The 18,527-nt window shown below is 41.7% G+C and carries 16 protein-coding genes and 1 pseudogene; 8 read left to right on the forward strand and 9 right to left on the reverse strand.

What is annotated here, in order from left to right:
* Positions 1-68 precede the first annotated feature (68 nt).
* The 6 genes from aroB to pilM form a co-directional block, all read right to left on the reverse strand.
* The gene (gene aroB / locus C5470_RS11015) at positions 69-1,169 is read right to left on the reverse strand and encodes a 3-dehydroquinate synthase (RefSeq protein ID WP_166288804.1); all 1,101 of its coding nucleotides are present in this window, start codon (positions 1,167-1,169) and stop codon (positions 69-71) included.
* A 46-nt stretch (positions 1,170-1,215) separates the two neighbouring features.
* A complete protein-coding gene (gene aroK, locus C5470_RS11020; RefSeq protein ID WP_011144496.1) occupies positions 1,216-1,737 on the reverse strand; it encodes a shikimate kinase AroK in 522 nt (173 codons plus the stop codon).
* A 602-nt stretch (positions 1,738-2,339) separates the two neighbouring features.
* Positions 2,340-3,374 carry a type IV pilus secretin PilQ gene (pilQ, locus tag C5470_RS11025; protein ID WP_166288807.1) on the reverse strand — a complete coding sequence of 345 codons (1,035 nt, stop codon included), beginning with the start codon at positions 3,372-3,374 and terminating at the stop codon, positions 2,340-2,342.
* Complete coding sequence (locus tag C5470_RS11030; protein ID WP_166288810.1) at positions 3,367-3,912, reverse strand: hypothetical protein; 546 nt, start codon at positions 3,910-3,912, stop codon at positions 3,367-3,369. Before C5470_RS11030 ends, pilQ begins: the two co-directional genes overlap by 8 nt.
* Complete coding sequence (locus tag C5470_RS11035) at positions 3,899-4,453, reverse strand: PilN domain-containing protein (protein WP_166288813.1); 555 nt, start codon at positions 4,451-4,453, stop codon at positions 3,899-3,901. Before C5470_RS11035 ends, C5470_RS11030 begins: the two co-directional genes overlap by 14 nt.
* Complete coding sequence (pilM, locus tag C5470_RS11040) at positions 4,450-5,280, reverse strand: type IV pilus biogenesis protein PilM (protein ID WP_166288816.1); 831 nt, start codon at positions 5,278-5,280, stop codon at positions 4,450-4,452. Before pilM ends, C5470_RS11035 begins: the two co-directional genes overlap by 4 nt.
* A 119-nt stretch (positions 5,281-5,399) precedes the next feature.
* On the opposite strand from pilM, the gene mrcA reads away from it, so the two are divergent.
* Positions 5,400-7,928, forward strand: coding sequence for a peptidoglycan glycosyltransferase/peptidoglycan DD-transpeptidase MrcA (mrcA, locus tag C5470_RS11045; RefSeq protein ID WP_166288819.1), 2,529 nt, complete (start codon positions 5,400-5,402; stop codon positions 7,926-7,928).
* Between the two features lie 43 nt (positions 7,929-7,971).
* Here mrcA and nudE read toward each other — a convergent pair whose 3' ends face one another.
* Positions 7,972-8,520, reverse strand: a complete 549-nt coding sequence (nudE, locus tag C5470_RS11050; RefSeq protein ID WP_166288822.1) for an ADP compounds hydrolase NudE — start codon at positions 8,518-8,520, stop codon at positions 7,972-7,974.
* A gap of 353 nt (positions 8,521-8,873) precedes the next feature.
* Here nudE and C5470_RS11055 point away from each other — a divergent pair, with 353 nt between their 5' ends.
* From C5470_RS11055 to pckA, 4 genes are all read left to right on the forward strand, one after another.
* Complete coding sequence (locus tag C5470_RS11055; RefSeq protein WP_166288825.1) at positions 8,874-10,988, forward strand: IgaA/UmoB family intracellular growth attenuator; 2,115 nt, start codon at positions 8,874-8,876, stop codon at positions 10,986-10,988.
* Between the two features lie 56 nt (positions 10,989-11,044).
* Entirely contained in the window at positions 11,045-11,461 is a 417-nt protein-coding gene (hslR, locus tag C5470_RS11060; protein ID WP_166288828.1) for a ribosome-associated heat shock protein Hsp15, read from the forward strand.
* Positions 11,462-11,483: 22 nt separating this feature from the next.
* On the forward strand, positions 11,484-12,356 hold the full coding sequence (hslO, locus tag C5470_RS11065; protein WP_166288831.1) for an Hsp33 family molecular chaperone HslO: 873 nt from the start codon (positions 11,484-11,486) through the stop codon (positions 12,354-12,356).
* Between the two features lie 230 nt (positions 12,357-12,586).
* Positions 12,587-14,206 carry a phosphoenolpyruvate carboxykinase (ATP) gene (pckA, locus tag C5470_RS11070; RefSeq protein ID WP_166288834.1) on the forward strand — a complete coding sequence of 540 codons (1,620 nt, stop codon included), beginning with the start codon at positions 12,587-12,589 and terminating at the stop codon, positions 14,204-14,206.
* A gap of 59 nt (positions 14,207-14,265) precedes the next feature.
* Here pckA and C5470_RS11075 read toward each other — a convergent pair whose 3' ends face one another.
* Both C5470_RS11075 and C5470_RS23635 read right to left on the reverse strand, forming a co-directional pair.
* Positions 14,266-14,961: a pirin family protein gene (locus tag C5470_RS11075; RefSeq protein ID WP_166288837.1), complete on the reverse strand. Its 696-nt coding sequence runs from the start codon at positions 14,959-14,961 to the stop codon at positions 14,266-14,268.
* Positions 14,962-15,072: 111 nt separating this feature from the next.
* Positions 15,073-15,262, reverse strand: a pseudogene (locus C5470_RS23635) (hypothetical protein); the annotation flags it as partial.
* A 448-nt stretch (positions 15,263-15,710) separates the two neighbouring features.
* On the opposite strand from C5470_RS23635, the gene C5470_RS11080 reads away from it, so the two are divergent.
* The 3 genes from C5470_RS11080 to C5470_RS11090 all read left to right on the forward strand — a co-directional run bounded on the left by C5470_RS11080 (position 15,711) and on the right by C5470_RS11090 (position 18,243).
* A complete protein-coding gene (locus C5470_RS11080) occupies positions 15,711-17,018 on the forward strand; it encodes a sensor histidine kinase (RefSeq protein ID WP_339916451.1) in 1,308 nt (435 codons plus the stop codon).
* Positions 17,018-17,644: a response regulator transcription factor gene (locus C5470_RS11085; protein WP_166288843.1), complete on the forward strand. Its 627-nt coding sequence runs from the start codon at positions 17,018-17,020 to the stop codon at positions 17,642-17,644. Before C5470_RS11080 ends, C5470_RS11085 begins: the two co-directional genes overlap by 1 nt.
* Positions 17,645-17,745: 101 nt before the next feature.
* Positions 17,746-18,243, forward strand: coding sequence for a GlcG/HbpS family heme-binding protein (locus tag C5470_RS11090; protein WP_166288846.1), 498 nt, complete (start codon positions 17,746-17,748; stop codon positions 18,241-18,243).
* Positions 18,244-18,527: the final 284 nt, after the last annotated feature.

Consider the following 18,527-nt stretch of genomic DNA (forward strand, 5'->3'; position numbering starts at 1 on the left):
CTGATAAAGTAGCTATTTTATGACACAACAACCAGATGTATGCAAAAAAACATTTGATTTATTGATAATTACACATTTTCAGGCGGTAAACACTGGCGGACAGCTTCAAGGACACAATCATATCCAATGTCTGAACGGAGATTAGCTTGACCAATTTTTGCCGGAACAATCAGATATAATTTACCTGCCATAACTTTCTTATCTCGCATCATATGCGGGAGATAAATTTCCGGTTGCATGTTTTTCGGCCCGTGTATAGGCAGATTTGCCCGCTCCAGCAATCGGATAATACGTTGAGTATCCTGCTCAGAGAAATTATCAGCCAGTTGGGCTGTTCTTGCTGCCATAACCATTCCTGCGGCAACAGCTTCTCCGTGTAGCCAGACGCCATATCCCATTTCTGTTTCAATTGCGTGACCAAATGTATGACCAAGATTCAGCAAGGCACGCAGGCCGCTCAATTCTTTTTCATCCGCTGCAACAACTTCTGCTTTCAATTCGCAGCAGCGACGGATGCAATAAGCCATTGCCTGGTTATCAAGACTGAGCAATTTATCTATATTATTTTCAAGCCAGCTGAAGAATTCGCTGTCGAGAATGATACCGTACTTAATTACCTCAGCCAGACCTGAAGAAAGCTCACGGGCTGGAAGTGTTTGCAGGCAATTAAGATCGACCATCACAGAGACAGGCTGATAGAACGCACCTATCATATTTTTGCCAAGAGGATGGTTTACTGCGGTTTTTCCTCCAACAGAGGAATCAACCTGAGCAAGAAGGGTGGTAGGAACCTGAATAAAACGGACACCACGTTGATAACAGGCAGCGGCAAAACCAGTTAAATCACCGATTACGCCGCCACCGAGAGCGATAAGGGTTGTGTCCCGGCTATGGTTATTTTCCAGCAAAGCAGAAAATACGTCATTTAATACGGAAAGAGATTTGTACTGCTCACCATCAGGCAGAATAACTTCATCTACTTGAATCCCGGCTTGCTGCAAGGTGGCTTTTACTTTTGCCAGATACAGCGGAGCCAGAGTTTGATTCGTCACTAGCATAACCTGCTGACCTGCTTTTAGTGGTGCAAAAGCAGAAGGATCACCAAATAACCCCTTTGCGATGGTAATTGGGTAACTACGCTCCCCTAAAGTGACAGTAATCTTTTCCATAGCAGCCTTCGCCTTTATTATTTATCGCTGTACAGACTTGCTTGAATCAGTTCTTTTCCAGTAACTCAATGATTTGGTTAGCGACAACTTTAGCGCTTTGTTCATCGGTACGGATAGTGACATCAGCAATTTCCTCATACAGAGGATTACGTTCGTTTGCTAAATTTTCTAAAACTTCACGTGCTGGTGCATCAACTTGAAGTAAAGGACGTTTTTTATCGCGCTGGGTACGTGCTAACTGTTTTTCAATGGTGGTTTCCAAGTAGACTACGACGCCACGGGCAGACAAGCGATTACGGGTTTCTCTGGATTTAACCGAGCCCCCGCCAGTCGCTAGTACAATGCCTTGTTTTTCAGTGAGTTCGTTAATCACTTTTTCTTCGCGTTCGCGGAAGCCCTCTTCACCTTCCACATCGAATACCCAGCCCACGTCAGCTCCGGTACGTCGCTCAATTTCTTGATCGGAGTCATAAAACTCCATATTGAGTTGCTGAGCTAACTGACGACCAATAGTGCTTTTGCCGGCACCCATAGGCCCAACCAGAAAGATATTACGTTTCTCTGCCATGTTTTTGGTATTACTAAGACTATTCGTTAATGATAACCCGCCCCGCCAATCAAATTAGCAGCGGGACCTAAACTGAAACCCTCTTGACTGCTCCTCTTCCTAAAAGGAAGAGGATTCCCACTTCACAGAGACGTGCCTGACTCGCAGTGACGCGAGCCCAAGCTTACCTTCTCTCCGTGGGCTAACACTGTCAGCCCGACAGCTTTGATATTTCGCGTTTTATATGCGTGTTTCATAGGGTCACACACTACATAGGAAAATGTAAAAATGCAAAAATTAATCGTTAGTGGGAAAACCACTTCCTTTCTTCCCCGTCCTGGAGAACGAGGTTTCTCGGAGGCCGACTGATGAGAAAATTATCTCAGTACACCAGCCAGTTTTGCAACTATATAAATCAGCGATGAGCTTCTTGTAACAGAAGCTCTGGCTATTATTGTGATATTAACCCGACCATTCAATTAGCTCACTCTTGTATGCTAAATTGGACTCAGCGTCAAATCTATAAACAGGGTTAGATGAAAAAATCTGCGCATAATCATACCTAATTGCTGAATTTTTTATTGCCAACATCACTGATATAGTGGTTATATTTTTTAATTCGATTAAATATCCATCAATTGAGGCGTGATAAATATCACCAGTTCACGTCGGCTGTGTTTATAACCTTTTTGGCTAAATAATGAACCGAGCAGAGGAATGTCTGATAGATAAGGCACTTTTTGGGTTTTTTCACTTTTTTTCTGTTGAAAAATTCCACCGAGAATAAGTGTTTCACCATTTTTTACAGTAACTTGAGTCACTATTTCCTGTTTGTCGATGGTTAAATTCTCACCTCCACCTTGACTGATTGAGATTCCCGGCATGTTTTGGCTGATTTTCAATGAGAGTCTGATTTTATCTTTTCTCAGTATATGAGGTGTGACTTCCATTCCAAGTACGGCTTCTTTAAATTGCACGGTACTTTTCTCTTTGTCCTGACTGACATAGGGAATATCAGAACCTTGTTTAATGCTGGCTAACTGTTGATGTGAAGCGGTTAGTCTTGGACTGGCGATAATATCCAGTTGGTTTTCTTGTTCTAAGGCGCTGAGTTCCATTTCCAGCAAACGGGTATGGATGCGGGCAATATTGAACGCGAATCGGTGCATGTTGTCGTTGGCGGCCTGGTTGATATTCAGGCGGTTTATACCTGTTGATGTATTAAGTTGATCTCCTATCGGCATCCCCCAATAGACTCCCAATTCGTGCAATGCTTCCCTGCTGCTGGTTACGATATGTGCGGTAATCTGTACCTGTTGTTGTGGTGTATCTATTTCTTTCAGCCAGCTTTTTATCTGAGCAATGGCGATGGGGCTATCCTGTAAAATCAAGCTGTTAGTTTCAGGATCAAAATCAGCTTTACCCTCTTTGGTCATCAGTGCAGGTATATTTTGTCTGAGATTAAGGGCAATTTTTTCTGCGTCTGCATATTGTAATGCTGTTGAGAGGTGCTGAATTTCAGCTTCGTTGACTGATTGATCAAATAACTCAATAGGTTGCTTTTCTGTTTCTGTTATTGGTGGAGCAAAAGGGTTTCTTATTTCTGCAATGCAAATAGCAGGCAGAAAAATGATAAACAGAATAAATATTTTAGTCATAAAATTCCTCATATGAGGTTTCTGACAAGGTCATTTTGACATTTAGAAATTCGCCTGATGGAGAAACAGAAAACTGTTTAATCAGCAGCGGCGGGTATAACGCCTGTAATGCATCAAGAAAATCCAGCATTTGTTCATAGTTTAAATAAATCGTTATTTGCCAGAGTGTTTTTTCTCCTTCATTTTTACGCTGCCATTCAATGACTTGCCCGCCAGAATTTATCAACGGTTGTTGCAGTTGTTTTACTGCGGTAATTTTTACCGTGTTTTGTGGTGGTTGGTTAAGTTCATTTTCTATTTGGTTTATCTGTTGCTGTATATCTTCCAACCGAGGTAACTGATTTAGCTGGTTATTGGCTGATTTTGTATTGGTTTGTTGGGCGATTATTTCCTGTGCCAGTCCAATTTCCCGTTCAGCTTTCTCTTGCCAGAAGAAAAGATAAAACAGGATTAGGGCCAAGATGATGATAGTTTGCTGCCAAATAAAAAGCAGCCAGGTGGGTTTGTCAAACCACCATAAACAGTCATTTTTTATCATCGGGTATCTCCGTCTGCCAGTTCGCGTCAATAATAAACTGCCTGATTTGCTGCTCAGTGGTGGTCATTTTTTTCAGTTGAATTTCAGATAGTTGTCCGTTGTTTTCGAGATTATCCAGCAGCGATGTCATACTGGAATAATCCAGACTGTTAGCAACCAATTTCAATTGACCTGCATGGTCATCGAAAGCGGTTAGCCAACTTCCTTCCGGTAGTAACTCAGGTAATTCATTGAATAATCTCAAATGTTGCTGATTCTGTTTCAGCCGCGTTTGTTGTTGTTTTAATTTATAGGCCAGTTTGTTGTGAAGATTGAACGCCTCTTCTGTCTGAGTTATCTGTTGTTGTAAATGTAATTGTTGCTGGTTGAGTTGTTGTAATTGTCTTTGATGCTTGTTAATTGTTTCCAGTTGTTTAAACGACATCCAAACGAGCACTGCCAGCCACAACACTAATTGCAATAGGAGAAGAATGACCCACCAACGATAGCGGGACTTCAACCGGGTTTGTCGCCAGGGCAGAAAATTAACCTGATACATCATTTATCATCCGGTCTGAGCGCCAAGCCACCGGCTATCACATATTCCATCAGTTGAACCGGGAGCGGTGGTTGATAGTGACGGAATGCTGCCAGCATATCCCAGGAGTAAGTTCCTTCAGGCAGTGCTTCCTGCTGGTAGCTGCTGTAATAAATACTTTTTTTAGTTATGGATGAGGCCGGTAATTGGCTAATAACCTGTAGTGGAGAAGCTGCGGTATTTGCTGATACCAGATCATAAGCAAAGGGTGCATTGGCAGGAGATACCCACAACCAACTGGATTGTTGTCGGTGTAACAGCCAGCTATCAGCCGGAACGCCAGCATATCGCGCTATATAGCGTAGTGCGCAGGGGGCAATATCAATGGCGTCCGGGAAGATTTCTGCTTGCGCAAGGCATTGTAGCCAGATATCCAGATCTTTCTGACGGGCTGCGCTGATATAAGCGTTTTGCTCGATAATACGGTAATCCAGAGCCAGTTCACGGGTGTTAAAGGGAAATTGTTTTTCGGCGCTGGCATTGATAAACCAGCCTTGTTCCGGCTCTTTCAGACTGATATCTGAGGGTAAAGTCAGATTCCGCTGCAATGTTTGTTGTACAGGTAAGGCGAGTCTGAAACTGATTTTTTTGGGTAATTTTTGGCGCCATTGATTTAATATATCGCATAATATCTCTGGTCGCTGTAAACGACCTTCTGGCATAACCGCATCAGATAAAAGATATTGCCAGCAGTGGCGAAGCTGCCAGCCATTACGGCGTTTTATGGCTGCGACGGCACGAATGGCTCCATTTTGGATGTCCAGTCCGACATACCACTTTGGTGAGTACATATGACGATCTCCATATCAGTAATTTTAATAAAAGACCATATTCAAGGTGCTGTGTAACCTTTATACTACGCGCCGATTGTTTATAAACCACCCAACTAACGTGGCATGGGAAATTTCAGGTGAAGTTCGTAAAGTATTTTTTAATCTTTGTCGTGAGTTGCATTTTTCTGGGAACAGCCTCGATTTTTGGCATGTACAAATATATCGAGCCTCAGTTACCTGATGTGGCGACATTAAAAGATGTTCGATTACAGACACCAATGCAGGTGTTCAGTGCGGATGGTGAGCTTATTGCTCAGTATGGTGAGAAGCGTCGTATGCCTCTTACGCTGTCCGAAATTCCACCTGTTATGGTGAAGGCATTTATTGCAACGGAGGACAGTCGTTTTTATGAACATCATGGCGTTGATCCTATAGGAATTATTCGGGCGGCATCTGTGGCGATGACTTCAGGCCGTGCTTCTCAAGGGGCCAGTACCATTACTCAGCAACTGGCGAGAAATTTCTTTCTCAGTCCTGAGAAGACATTGATGCGTAAAATCAAGGAAGTTTTTCTGGCCGTCAGGATTGAGCAGTTACTGAATAAAGATGAGATCCTCGAACTCTATCTCAATAAAATTTATCTTGGTTACCGAGCTTATGGTGTTGGGGCTGCGGCTCAGGTTTATTTTGGTAAGAATGTTAATGAGTTGACATTGAGTGAAATGGCCATGATTGCCGGTCTGCCAAAAGCGCCTTCTACTTTTAACCCGCTTTATTCTTATGGTCGGGCGATTAACCGTCGGAATGTGGTTCTGAGCCGTATGCTCGATCAGGGCTATATTACTCAGCAGCAATATAATCAAGCCAGAAGTGAAAAGCTGGTGGCGAATTATCATGCGCCTCAGATTGCGTTTTCTGCGCCCTATTTAGCTGAGATGGTACGTCAGGACATGATTGAGCGTTATGGTGAAAATGCTTATACCGACGGCTATAAAGTTTACACTACGATTACCCGTAAACTTCAATTAGCTGCTACGGATGCGGTACGTAATAACATCATTGATTACGATATGCGTCATGGCTATCGCGGGGCGCAGGAGGTGTTGTGGAAAGTGGGTGAACCTGCCTGGGATAGGGAACAGATTGTTAAGAAGCTTAAGGCTTTGCCAAATTATGGGCCGTTAATGCCAGCGGTTGTGACCAGAACAGGCGCTGATCAAGCGACAGTGATGCTGGCTGATGGCAGCAGTGCGGAATTGCCAATGGCGGGTGTGCGTTGGGCCAGAAAATTCAAATCTGATAGTGTGCAGGGTGCGGTTCCACGTAGTGTGAATGAAGTGGTTCAGGCAGGTGAGCAGGTTTGGGTTCAGAAAGTAAAAGATATCTGGTGGTTGTCACAAATGCCGGAAGTTAATGCGGCTTTGGTTTCTATTGATCCTAATGATGGTGCTGTAAAGGCGCTGGTGGGTGGGTTCGATTTCAGTTTAAGTAAGTTTAACCGAGTTACGCAGTCATTACGTCAGATTGGTTCCAATATTAAACCGTTTCTCTATACTGCTGCGATGGATAAAGGGCTGACGCTGGCTTCATTGCTTAATGACCTGCCAATCAGCCGCTGGGATGCGGGCGCCGGTACTGACTGGCGTCCGAAAAATTCCCCATCAACTTATGCGGGGCCAATTCGTTTGCGTCAGGGATTAGGGCAATCGAAGAATGTTGTGATGGTTCGGGCAATGCGTGCGATGGGAGTTGATTATGCCGCTGATTACCTGCAACGGTTTGGCTTCCCGGCACAAAATATCGTTCGTACAGAATCTCTGGCTTTGGGATCCCCATCATTTACACCAATGCAAATGGTGCGTGGGTATTCGGTTATGTCCAATGGCGGCTATTTGATAGATCCTTATTTCATTACCCGAATTGAAAATGAAGATGGGGATATTCTGTTTGAGGCAAAGCCGAAGATTGCGTGTCCACAATGCGATATTCCGGTGATTTATGGTGATACTGTGCGTTCGATCGAACTTTCTGAAAACTCGATTGAAAATGTAGCTCAATCTCAGGTCGGGCAGCAGAAGATATTACCGCTGCCTGAGTTAGAAAAAGTTCCGTTAATTGACGGTAGTGAAGATGGGCAAAAGTATGCTCCTCACGTTATCAGTACCCCTTTGGCATTTCTGATCCATGATGCTTTGAATACCAATATCTTTGGTGAGCCAGGTTGGAGCGGTACGGGATGGCGCGCTTCGCGCGATCTGAAACGTCGCGATATTGGTGGTAAAACCGGAACAACCAACAGTTCAAAGGATGCCTGGTTTTCAGGTTATGGACCGGATATTGTGACGACCGTATGGATTGGTTTTGATGACCACCGTAGAAGCCTTGGTCGTACAGCAGCTAGTGGCGGTGAGGCGGGTGCTAAGAGTGCGCAGCCAATTTGGGATGACTTTATGAAAATTGCACTGGAGGGTATTCCTGAAAAAGAAGTAGCCGTCCCCCCGGGTATTGTTTCCGTCGTGATAGATCGTAAAACAGGTAAACTTGCTAGTGGAGGTGGAGATACTCGCAGTGAGTATTTTATTGACGGAACTCAGCCTACAGAGAGTGCGGTGCAGGAAGTTGGCACAACGTTGATCGAGAATGGTGAAAGTCACGAGCTATTCTGATAATAAATCAGGCACAACGGGAAATCCGTTGTGCCTGTTAACTTCAGCGGTAGTGTAAGTATTTTTGCGCCAAAAACAGGGCGCAGACATTTCGCGCTTCGTTGAAATCAGCGTGATCCAGTAATGACATCATATCGGCTATTGGCCAACGTATTTGTGGCAATGGTTCAGGCTCATCCCCTTCCAGGCTTTCCGGATAGAGATTTTCAGCAATAACAATGTTCATTTTGCTGGAAAAATAGGATGGAGCCATAGTGAGTTTGGCTAATTGCTCTATTTTTCTAGCCCCAAAACCGATTTCTTCTTTCAATTCGCGGTTAGCTGCTTCAGGGACATTTTCACCAGGGTCAATAGCGCCTTTGGGAAAGCCTAATTCGTATTGCTCAATACCTACTGCGTATTCACGGATGAGTATCAATTCATCTCCAATGACCGGGACGATTAGAACCGCTTCCCGGGTTGCTGGGCGCATCCGTTCATAAACGCGTTTTACACCGTTACTGAATTCGAGATCGACTGACTGAATATGAAATAAACGTGAATGGGCAATGTTCTCTATGTTCAGGATTTTAGGGTTTTTCGGGTCATTCATAGTTGCCCCTGATGGCATTAATATTTGGTTGATTTGAGTGTCTGTGCATTATTACGTCATAAATTATTTCATTAACCTTAGGTTTTATGATGAAATTAGGTACACTCCATAGCTTGACTAAATATGGCCGATTATTTTGATAAATGATAGTGATTATCGCTTGTCATTGTTGTTACTGTTACCTTTATCCTCTCTGGAAATAGATCTGTATCATAGATAGTTCAGCGGGTGATTATATAACTTGTTGTAAAATAAATTAAAAAAACAGATGGGAATAACCTGATTCAGAACTGAACGTGTGGTTGCTATTTTGCAAGCAGCAATAGCAATATTGTCATGGATGTGGGGGAAAAATGAACTCAACAGCTGTTATATTGGCTATCTTGATAATTAGCCTGATTATAATGGCTTCTTTTCTGATTTTCAGATGGAAGCCGCATGATAACGCCCGTTATCTGCCTTCTGTTGCTGACCCGATCCATCGTAAACTTCATGCTGATGAACATCAGGCCATTGAATATTATCTGAAACAGGTGTTGCCACTGGTTTTAACCGACCGTATCAATAAAACAAGCGGGTCAATTCTGACGGACAAAAATGGCACGGTTTATACTATCTGTAATTCCATTACCCGGTTTTCTATTGCCTCAGATGAACCACATAGCTGGCGTTATTATATTGATATGGTAGAAGTTCATTTGCCATTTTTCCTTGAGCCTTTTGTTAAACAACAGAATATTATTGATGTCGTTCTCACCGCGAGAATACCCCTTGTTATTTCGATTAATGGTCACTTCCTGAAAGATTTTCAACGGGATTTTCCTTCCGCTCCGGTAGTTTCAGATGTATCCCATCAGCAGGCATCGATCCAAAAAAATGGCGATACCAGCGTAAAATTACAAAATATCCGCAAAGAGACAGCAGAAGAATACCGGTTGAATCACTCATCGGGTATTTGGGAGGGAGGATTCTTGTGTCTCGGATTTTTTATTTGGTTTCTTGCATTACTCTCACCGATACTGTTTTTACCGTGGCTAATGTTGATTGCTGGCAGTTTAATGGTTGTCAGTTTCTGGCCGTTGTTCTGCCTGTCTTCAAGGCGCAGGCACCAGGATATCCACTGTTTTACCGGTATGCCAAAACGATGGGGATTATTTGGGGAATTTGAACAAGGGCAAATGAATAATATTTCTCTTGGTGGGATTGATTTAATTTACCCACCTCATTGGGAATCTTATGTTACCTATGATCTCGATCAAAAAACCAATATCGATATTTACACTAACGGCCAGGTAGTCAGGCAAGGGAATTATCTCTCTTTGCATGATGAAGAGAAAAATTACCCTTATCACCGTTATGGGAAAAATCTAATGATGATTGGTGGCAGCTTGCTTATTATGCTGCTGCTCTATTTTTATCAGCCGGTTAGTGTACCCATGAAACTCAGTTTTGCTTGGTTGCGTGGTAGCAGTACAAAGGTTGTCACTGATGCTAATACGATGAAAGAGATGGAGCTGCGGATCGGGGATGTTCTGAAAGCAAAAGGGGTTGGTATGTGTTATATGCCACCAAATAATATGACCGGCAAAGGAAACATCTATTTTTCTCCATTTGATTGCTCAGGTATATATTGGAATAGCGCTAATTCACTGGTAATCCAAGAATCAGAAGTTATAGAAAATGCGGCTAAACTGATTGCAACCGTTAATAAGCAATTACGTTTACAGGAAAATAGCGATGTAATTAATCCAGGTCTTGCTCAGGAAATTGCTAAATCTGGTATGATTTTATTGGATGATTTTCCTGATATCATCTTGAAAACTAAAAAATTATGTGGAAAAGAAGCAGACTGTTTTCGATTGAAGAATGCTTTGGTTAACCTGGGTAGTGCCAATGATTGGACAACTTTGTTAAAGAATACAGAGGATGGCAAGTTTGATGACATTCATGTTTTATTGCGTCCGGCAGGGGCTGAAGCGTTAGGAAAGCTGGTTGATGTGACTACATCATCATTTATCTACCGGGAAATAGATAAAATAGCAATCCTGCTTAATAGCCCTTCTCCGGGCGGTGTTCTGCTGATCAGTGATGAAGGCAAACAGTTGGTTGAATATATAACGCCGGCAATTGTCTCTTATGACCATAGTGCGTTAGAACAATGGCGCGAGTTACAGCGGTTATCGGATACGGTGTTGCAAACACCATTTGAGACAGTAGGAATTATTACAGAGTTGTCCGTAGATACTAATGGAGCCCGCCGGATTGTGTTACATAGTGAACTGGATTCCATGACGTTGATCCGTTGTATTGGCACAACGTTTTTACTCTTGGTTCTTTCTGCGGCTTTAGTCATTAATTTGGTGTTAGCTGTTAAGAAAAATCGGCAAAACAAACAACGTCTCAGCAAAATCAGGCAGTATTACGATAATTGTTTCAGTACGACTTTCCCGCCTGCGTGTTGGCGATAATCAGCAATGATGTGTTAGGCTTTGCTTTTTCGCCAGAGCTGATATTGGGAGGAAAATTGAAAGATAACTCAGACTCCAATCAAGCAGTCCGTCTGGATAAATGGCTGTGGGCTGCCCGCTTTTATAAAACACGGGCTATGGCACGGGAAATGATAGATGGCGGTAAAGTTCACTATAATGGTCAACGAAGTAAACCGAGTAAAATGGTTGAACTCGGGGCTGAAATTAAACTGCGTCAGGGTAATGATCAACGTACTGTTGAAGTTCTTGCGTTAAGCAGCCATCGGTGCGGTGCACCGGAAGCTCAACAACTTTACCGGGAGACTGAAGCGAGTATGGCTAACCGGGAAAAACTAGCAATAGCCCGTAAAATGAACGCATTAACTATGCCTCATCCTGATCGCCGGCCGGATAAAAAAGAAAGACGCACGTTGATTAAGTTTAAGAACACCAAATTAAGTGAGCAGGAATAACCTGCTCCAGTGAGAGATATTTATGTTTAAACAAGACCAATTACACCGCTTTTTGTTTGAGAATTATTCTGTACGTGGTGAGCTGGTTTTAGCCAGTGAAACTTACCAGCATATTCTGGAAAATCATGATTACCCGCAGCCGGTACAGCAATTATTAGGAGAACTGTTGGTCGCAACCAGTTTATTAACGGCGACACTGAAATTTGATGGTGATATTACTGTTCAAATTCAGGGCGATGGCCCGGTAAAACTGGCAGTCATTAATGGTAACCATCAACAACAAATGCGCGGTGTCGCCCGTATTGACGGATTAGTTGCTGAAAATAGCAGCCTAAAGCAGATGGTTGGCACTGGCTATATGGTCATTACCGTTACACCAACTCATGGTGAGCGTTATCAGGGGGTCGTTGCGCTGGAAGGTGAAACGCTGGCGGAATGTCTGGATGATTATTTCAGGCAGTCTGAACAGTTACCAACCCGTCTGTTTATCCGTACCGGTATGCAGGATGGAAGTATCGCTGCCGGCGGTATGCTACTACAGATTTTGCCCGCAGCGGAGCAAGGTAGTGCAGACGTATTTGATCATCTGGTGCAGCTTACTGCAACCATTAAAGGTGAAGAGTTATTTTCACTGGAAGTTAGGGAGATCTTGCATCGTCTTTATCATGAAGAGGATGTTGTATTATATGAGCCGCAACCCGTTGAATTTCGTTGTACTTGTTCTCGCCAACGTTGTGCTGACACGTTAGTCACACTTTCCGATGAGGATGTTAATCATATTTTGCAGAAAGATGGCAATATTAATATGGAGTGTGAATACTGCGGTACGCACTATATTTTTGATGCTGATGATATCGTTGAAATCAAGTCAGAAAAAAAGAGCTGGTTGCACTAATACAAATAATATCTGTCTGAACAGGTGTTTTTACCTTTTAGGGCGCGGATCCGCGCCTTTCTATCAATCTTCATAATATTCAAAGGCTTCTTTCGTGCCTTTCGTCTCAGATTACCCCTAAAAAAATGATAGGTTTTCAATTTTTTGATAACAATCGCTGTTAATTAATCATAACTATTTATTATTGCTCACAGAAAAAGTGTGACTATCCAGGACCCAGGAGCAATAACATGAGTGTTAAAGGCATTACCCCGCAGGAACTCGCGGATTATGGAATCCATGATGTTAGTGAGATTGTTTATAACCCAAGCTATGAGCTGTTATTTTTAGAAGAAACTAAACCTTCACTGAAAGGTTACGAGAGTGGCACTCTGACCAACCTGGGGGCTGTGGCTGTCGATACGGGGATCTTCACTGGTCGTTCCCCCAAGGATAAGTATATTGTCCGTGATGATGTCACCCGTGACACTGTATGGTGGGCTGACCAAGGAAAAGGCAAAAATGACAACAAGCCATTGCAACAGGAAACATGGACACATCTGAAAGGCTTGGTTACTCAACAGCTTTCAGGCAAACGTTTGTTTATTGTCGATGCTTTCTGTGGTGCGAATGCAGATACACGCCTAAAAGTCCGCTTTATTACAGAAGTTGCATGGCAGGCTCATTTCGTTAAGAACATGTTTATCCGCCCCTCAGATGAAGAATTGGCCGGATTCAAACCAGACTTTATTGTGATGAACGGTGCAAAATGCACTAACCCACAATGGCAAAAGCAGGGTTTGAATTCTGAAAACTTTGTCGCGTTCAACCTGACAGAGCGTATGCAGCTTATCGGTGGTACCTGGTATGGCGGTGAAATGAAGAAAGGAATGTTCTCAATGATGAACTACCTGCTGCCATTGAAAGGTATTGCTTCAATGCATTGTTCTGCCAACGTGGGTGAGAAGGGCGATGTTGCTGTTTTCTTCGGCTTATCAGGTACAGGTAAAACCACGCTTTCTACTGATCCAAAACGTAAGCTGATTGGTGATGATGAACACGGTTGGGATGATGACGGCGTATTCAACTTTGAAGGTGGCTGTTACGCGAAAACCATCAATCTATCCAAAGAAGCGGAACCTGATATCTACCATGCGATTAAACGTGATGCATTGCTGGAAAACGTGACTGTACTGGCAGATGGAACGGTTGATTTCAATGATGGTTCAAAAACTGAAAACACCCGTGTTTCTTATCCTATCTACCATATTGAAAACATTGTTAAGCCGGTTTCTAAAGCAGGTCACGCGACCAAGGTGATTTTTCTGACAGCGGACGCGTTTGGCGTGTTGCCTCCGGTATCCCGTCTGACACCGGAGCAGACTCAATATCATTTCTTGTCTGGCTTCACGGCAAAACTGGCTGGTACAGAACGCGGTGTGACTGGACCAACACCAACGTTCTCGGCCTGTTTCGGTGCGGCCTTCCTAAGTCTGCATCCAACCCAATACGCGGAAGTTTTGGTAAAACGTATGCAGGCAGCAGGCGCCAAGGCTTATCTGGTGAACACTGGCTGGAATGGTACGGGTAAACGAATTTCTATTAAGGATACCCGAGGAATTATTGACGCCATCTTGAACGGTGATATTGAGGACGCTGATACCATTACATTACCGATCTTCGATCTGGCGGTTCCGACTGTGTTGCCTGGTGTTGATAACAATATCCTTGATCCGCGTAATACTTATGCAGATAAATCCCAGTGGGAAGAGAAGGCGAAAGACCTGGCACATCGTTTTGTCGACAACTTTGATAAATACACGGATACCCCAGTAGGAGAAGCTTTGGTAAAAGCGGGCCCTAAACTGTAATTGTGAATTTCTTTTTGTATAAATAAACCTCATCCACATGGGTGAGGCTTATTGGGGATTTATGTCGGAGGAAGGTCAAACAGCAATATTTCACTGTCATCACCTGTGTTAAGTTGAAGATGGGTTTCACTCCGGATCGCCAGACCATCGCTGGTGGTTGCCCTCACTCCATTAACAGTCACTTCTCCACGTACCACTTGTATCCAGATATAACGGTTTTTCTCTGTAATATATTCGGAAGTCTCATGATTTTTAAGTACCCAACGCCACAAGGTCATATCCTGGAATACTTTTAGTGAGCCATCCCGCGCATCGGGGGAAAGTACTAACTGGCGACCTTGCACATCATCAAAACGTCGCTGCTCGTAACGCGGTGCCAAGCCGGTTTTATCTGGGGTAATCCAGATTTGATACAGATGTAACTGGAGATCGTTGTTCGGGTTGTATTCTGAATGACAAATACCGGTACCTGCGCTCATAATTTGGAATTCACCGGCGGGTACCTGTCCTTTATTGCCTATACTATCCTGATGCTCAACAGCCCCGGAAAGCACATAGGTGAGTATTTCCATGTCGTTATGTGGATGGGCACCAAAACCTTGACCTGCTTCGATGAAATCTTCATTAATCACTTTTAGTGCTGAGAAATTCGTAAAATTGGCATCGTAATAATTGGCGAATGAGAAAGTATGCCAGCTATCTAGCCAGCCATGATTAGCGTGGCCGCGATCTGATGCTTTGCGTAAATAGATCATATTCAAATCTCCTCAATGGTTTTTACAGTCTAGTTGAGAAGAGATAACATAAAAGTCTAAAAACCTAATCTAATTATTCAAATATTTTGAAATTGTAACAACCTGATTGATCGATAAAAAAAAGCCAGCACCCGGCTGGCTAAAGTAAACACTGGAAGCAATGTGAGCAATGTCGTGCTTTCATCTTTACCCTGAAGGCGGTTCGTCTGAAAGCGATACGAATGATAATAATTATCACTATCGATTGTAAAGTGTTTTTTCTGATCAAATGGGGATAATTGTGGGGAATTTTATCAACCATTTGATAAATATTGATATTTTTATAGGTTTGGAGTGATGATAAAGAGAATGAGAACCATTTCATTTAGTCGATTTGTTAAGTGGTTGCCTTAAATTATTCAGGAAATTTGACATGATATTAAAAGTCTTAGTAAAAACCACTGTAAATTCTTATCCAGTATTCATCTATCGAAATTATTTTATTAGGAGCCAAAAAATTCTCGTAGAATGAACAACGCGAATCTGGTATTGAAATTTAACATTATCGTAGCTTTGAGGAATATGTTGATGAAATAATTACGTTGTAATGAATTTTAGTGTGACACTAAATTACAAACGTTATCTAAAATCCAATTCACCTTGAATTTGTTTGTTCTGATAGTTGTTTCATTTATATATTCTTACTACATATTAACATCATGAAATATATCCTTTTCGGTAATCATATGTGGCATTTTTTTGCGTGGATCGTGTTAACAATCTTAACGGCCTGGGGAATGATTAGTCATTCATTAGAGCAAAATTATCAACAACAAACTGTTTCATTTAATATCCTTTATCGGGAATTGAGTGAAAAGCTTGCACAGCATGATGCCATTGTATCGCTAATGGATGCTAATATCGGATTAGAGCAGTTACAGGAAAATTTTCCGCAAATCATCGGATTACAAGAGATTCCGGTGAATGTATTAATATTTCCTGTAATCAGTGAAGAAGGAGATGGAAGATACTGGCTTAATAGTACAAACAACAGTATCCGGTTATTGATTGATCTCAATATCCTTATGAAGAAATTATCATTATTGTCACAATTTCGATGGGTACAACTGGATTGGAATAACCGTCCATTGATTACACATGGGCTGGAGAAAGAACAACATTTTTGGAACTGGGAGAAAAAGCTGACCAGTCGTTTTCAGCCTTTTGTGCTTAAAGCCAGTAACAATCAACAATGGGCGCAACTGCCGTGGGGTTACATTACTTGTCTCAGTTTCTTATGGGGGGTGATTATCTGTTTTATCTTTTTAATTCAAAAGAATAAGAGATTAAGGAAAATTTCTGATTTACGGGCACATTTCTTTGAGTTCACCCGTTTGAATACTATGGATGAAGTGGCAACGGGTATCGTTCATGAGTTAAACCAGCCTTTGACGGCGATTATGAGTTATAATCAAACTGCACTACGGCTAATGGGAAAGCAGCAATATGATAAAATCACTTCAATACTGGATTCATCAATCCTGCAAACTCAACGCATCGCAAATTTATTAACTCAATACCGCCAAAAGTTGACGACAGGTAGTATTGTATTACAGGCTGTGAATGTTGTATCGATATTAGGTCGGGTTGAAATATTACTCGAAAATGAAATCAAAGCAGGGAAAATAAAGGTCATAAAGCATATTTGTGATGATTTACCAATAATATTTTCCGAACCGTTATGGGTAGAACAGATATTCCATAATTTAATAAATAACGCAATTCAGGCGCAGCAAGAACACACAAACTATCAGAATTGGATCTGTATTGATATTACCTATGCTGGTGGCATGATAAAAATCGTGATTTCAGACGGTGGACCAAGATTAAGTGATGAGGTTTTGAAAAACATCTTTATTCCATTCTTTACAACACGTCAGCAGGGAATGGGGTTAGGTATGACCCTAACGGAGACATTAATTCAGAAACTTGGTGGTGATATTCGTGCTGAGAATGGTGAAACAGGCGGTGCTCGTTTTATTATTTGGTTACCTGTTCATAAGAGTAAGGAGGAGTAATGGCAGCAGTGATTTATCTCATTGATGATGATGAAGCGATTCGTGATTCAATATCCATGTTGTTAGAAACAATGAATTGGCCGGTAACTTCATTTTCTGGTGCTCAAGAATTTCTTGATGAAATTGATAAAACAAACATTTCAGAGATTCAGGGATGTATTTTACTGGATATTCGTATGCCGGGAAAACCTGGGTTGACATTGCAGGATGAACTTCTAAAACTCAATAATACATTGCCGGTGATTATTATGACAGGACATGGGAATATTGATATTTGTCGCCGTGCTTTTAAAAAGGGGGCTTTTGAATTTTTAACTAAACCTATTGATGCGGATTTATTAATTGAAACAGTTTCAAATGCATTATTATCTCATCAGAAAATATTTAAGCAATGGCAGATATATAAGCAGTTGAAAACTAAATTCAGCCAGTTATCTGAGCGTGAAAGTGAAGTAATGGAAATCATTCTGGAAGGAAAAACCAGTAAGCAAATTGCTCAACAATTGGCGCTATCACCACGTACAATTGAAGTTCATCGGGCTAATATATTTCATAAATTAGATATTCATTCCTTACCACAATTAGTAAAAGAATATGAGCTATTTAAGTCATTGTCTTATGACTAAGTATTTCTACTAGGCCGGATAAGTAATCAACCGAATAGAGATAGCTTATAAATCTCATTAAGTTAGGGTTTGATCATTCATCAACTTAATGAGGTTTACCTATGAAACATTCTTTTCTCTATACTATCTTGGCAGCAGGTTTATTTGCTCAAACAGCTTTTGCTACATCAACAATTACTGAACGTAATATTACGCTTGAAGTAGCAAATAAATTAGCTGCTGAGGCAATTCAATCTTGTGCGGCGAATAACTACAACGTAACTGTTTCTGTTGTTGATAAAAGTGGGGTTGTGAAAGTTGTTCAGCGTATGGATAAAGCGGGCTTGCATACCGTTGAAGCGAGCAAAATGAAAGCTTATACTGCATTATCTACCCAAAGAACGTCAGATGAAGTAATGAAAGCTGCACAATCAAATCTTGGTGCTCAAAATTTAGTGCATATCCCAGGTTTCCTATTATTAGGTGGTGGTGTTCCGGTTAAATCTGGTGATGACGTGATTGGGGCAATTGGTATTGGTGGTGCACCGAGTGGTTCTTTAGATCAACAATGTGCTTTTGATGCAATTCAAAAAATTTCATCGGAGTTATCTCAGTCATAACGATAATGGTGAATTAAATCTATATTTCTACTGATGAATATAATATTCGTTATGTTGATTTGTAAAATATAGAATTTAGGTTTAATACCTTACATCGTCATATCTCTGCACAGAGACAATAATTTAAATTATTGTCTCTAATTGTTTTTATTTGTGGTAAATAGGTTTTATTTAGCCTTGACTCTATTTAAAAATAGCGATTTCATAAATTTTTATATTATTGGTATATTTTTTACACAGGTATGGAGCCTGTAACAAGTTACATTTATATCTAACATAAGAGA

Source organism: Photorhabdus stackebrandtii (assembly GCF_011189495.1).
Lineage (GTDB): Bacteria > Pseudomonadota > Gammaproteobacteria > Enterobacterales > Enterobacteriaceae > Photorhabdus > Photorhabdus khanii.

Excerpts from the sequence above, each read along its gene's own strand:
- C5470_RS11035 (WP_166288813.1), bottom strand. The coding sequence starts at position 4,453 with ATGATGTATCAGGTTAATTTTCTGCCCTGGCGACAAACCCGGTTGAAG.
- pckA (WP_166288834.1), top strand. The coding sequence starts at position 12,587 with ATGAGTGTTAAAGGCATTACCCCGCAGGAACTCGCGGATTATGGAATC.
- hslO (WP_166288831.1), top strand. The coding sequence starts at position 11,484 with ATGTTTAAACAAGACCAATTACACCGCTTTTTGTTTGAGAATTATTCT.
- aroK (WP_011144496.1), bottom strand. The coding sequence starts at position 1,737 with ATGGCAGAGAAACGTAATATCTTTCTGGTTGGGCCTATGGGTGCCGGC.
- C5470_RS11075 (WP_166288837.1), bottom strand. The coding sequence starts at position 14,961 with ATGATCTATTTACGCAAAGCATCAGATCGCGGCCACGCTAATCATGGC.
- C5470_RS11090 (WP_166288846.1), top strand. The coding sequence starts at position 17,746 with ATGAAACATTCTTTTCTCTATACTATCTTGGCAGCAGGTTTATTTGCT.
- C5470_RS11055 (WP_166288825.1), top strand. The coding sequence starts at position 8,874 with ATGAACTCAACAGCTGTTATATTGGCTATCTTGATAATTAGCCTGATT.
- pilQ (WP_166288807.1), bottom strand. The coding sequence starts at position 3,374 with ATGACTAAAATATTTATTCTGTTTATCATTTTTCTGCCTGCTATTTGC.
- C5470_RS11085 (WP_166288843.1), top strand. The coding sequence starts at position 17,018 with ATGGCAGCAGTGATTTATCTCATTGATGATGATGAAGCGATTCGTGAT.
- nudE (WP_166288822.1), bottom strand. The coding sequence starts at position 8,520 with ATGAATGACCCGAAAAACCCTAAAATCCTGAACATAGAGAACATTGCC.
- pilM (WP_166288816.1), bottom strand. The coding sequence starts at position 5,280 with ATGTACTCACCAAAGTGGTATGTCGGACTGGACATCCAAAATGGAGCC.
- aroB (WP_166288804.1), bottom strand. The coding sequence starts at position 1,169 with ATGGAAAAGATTACTGTCACTTTAGGGGAGCGTAGTTACCCAATTACC.
- C5470_RS11030 (WP_166288810.1), bottom strand. The coding sequence starts at position 3,912 with ATGATAAAAAATGACTGTTTATGGTGGTTTGACAAACCCACCTGGCTG.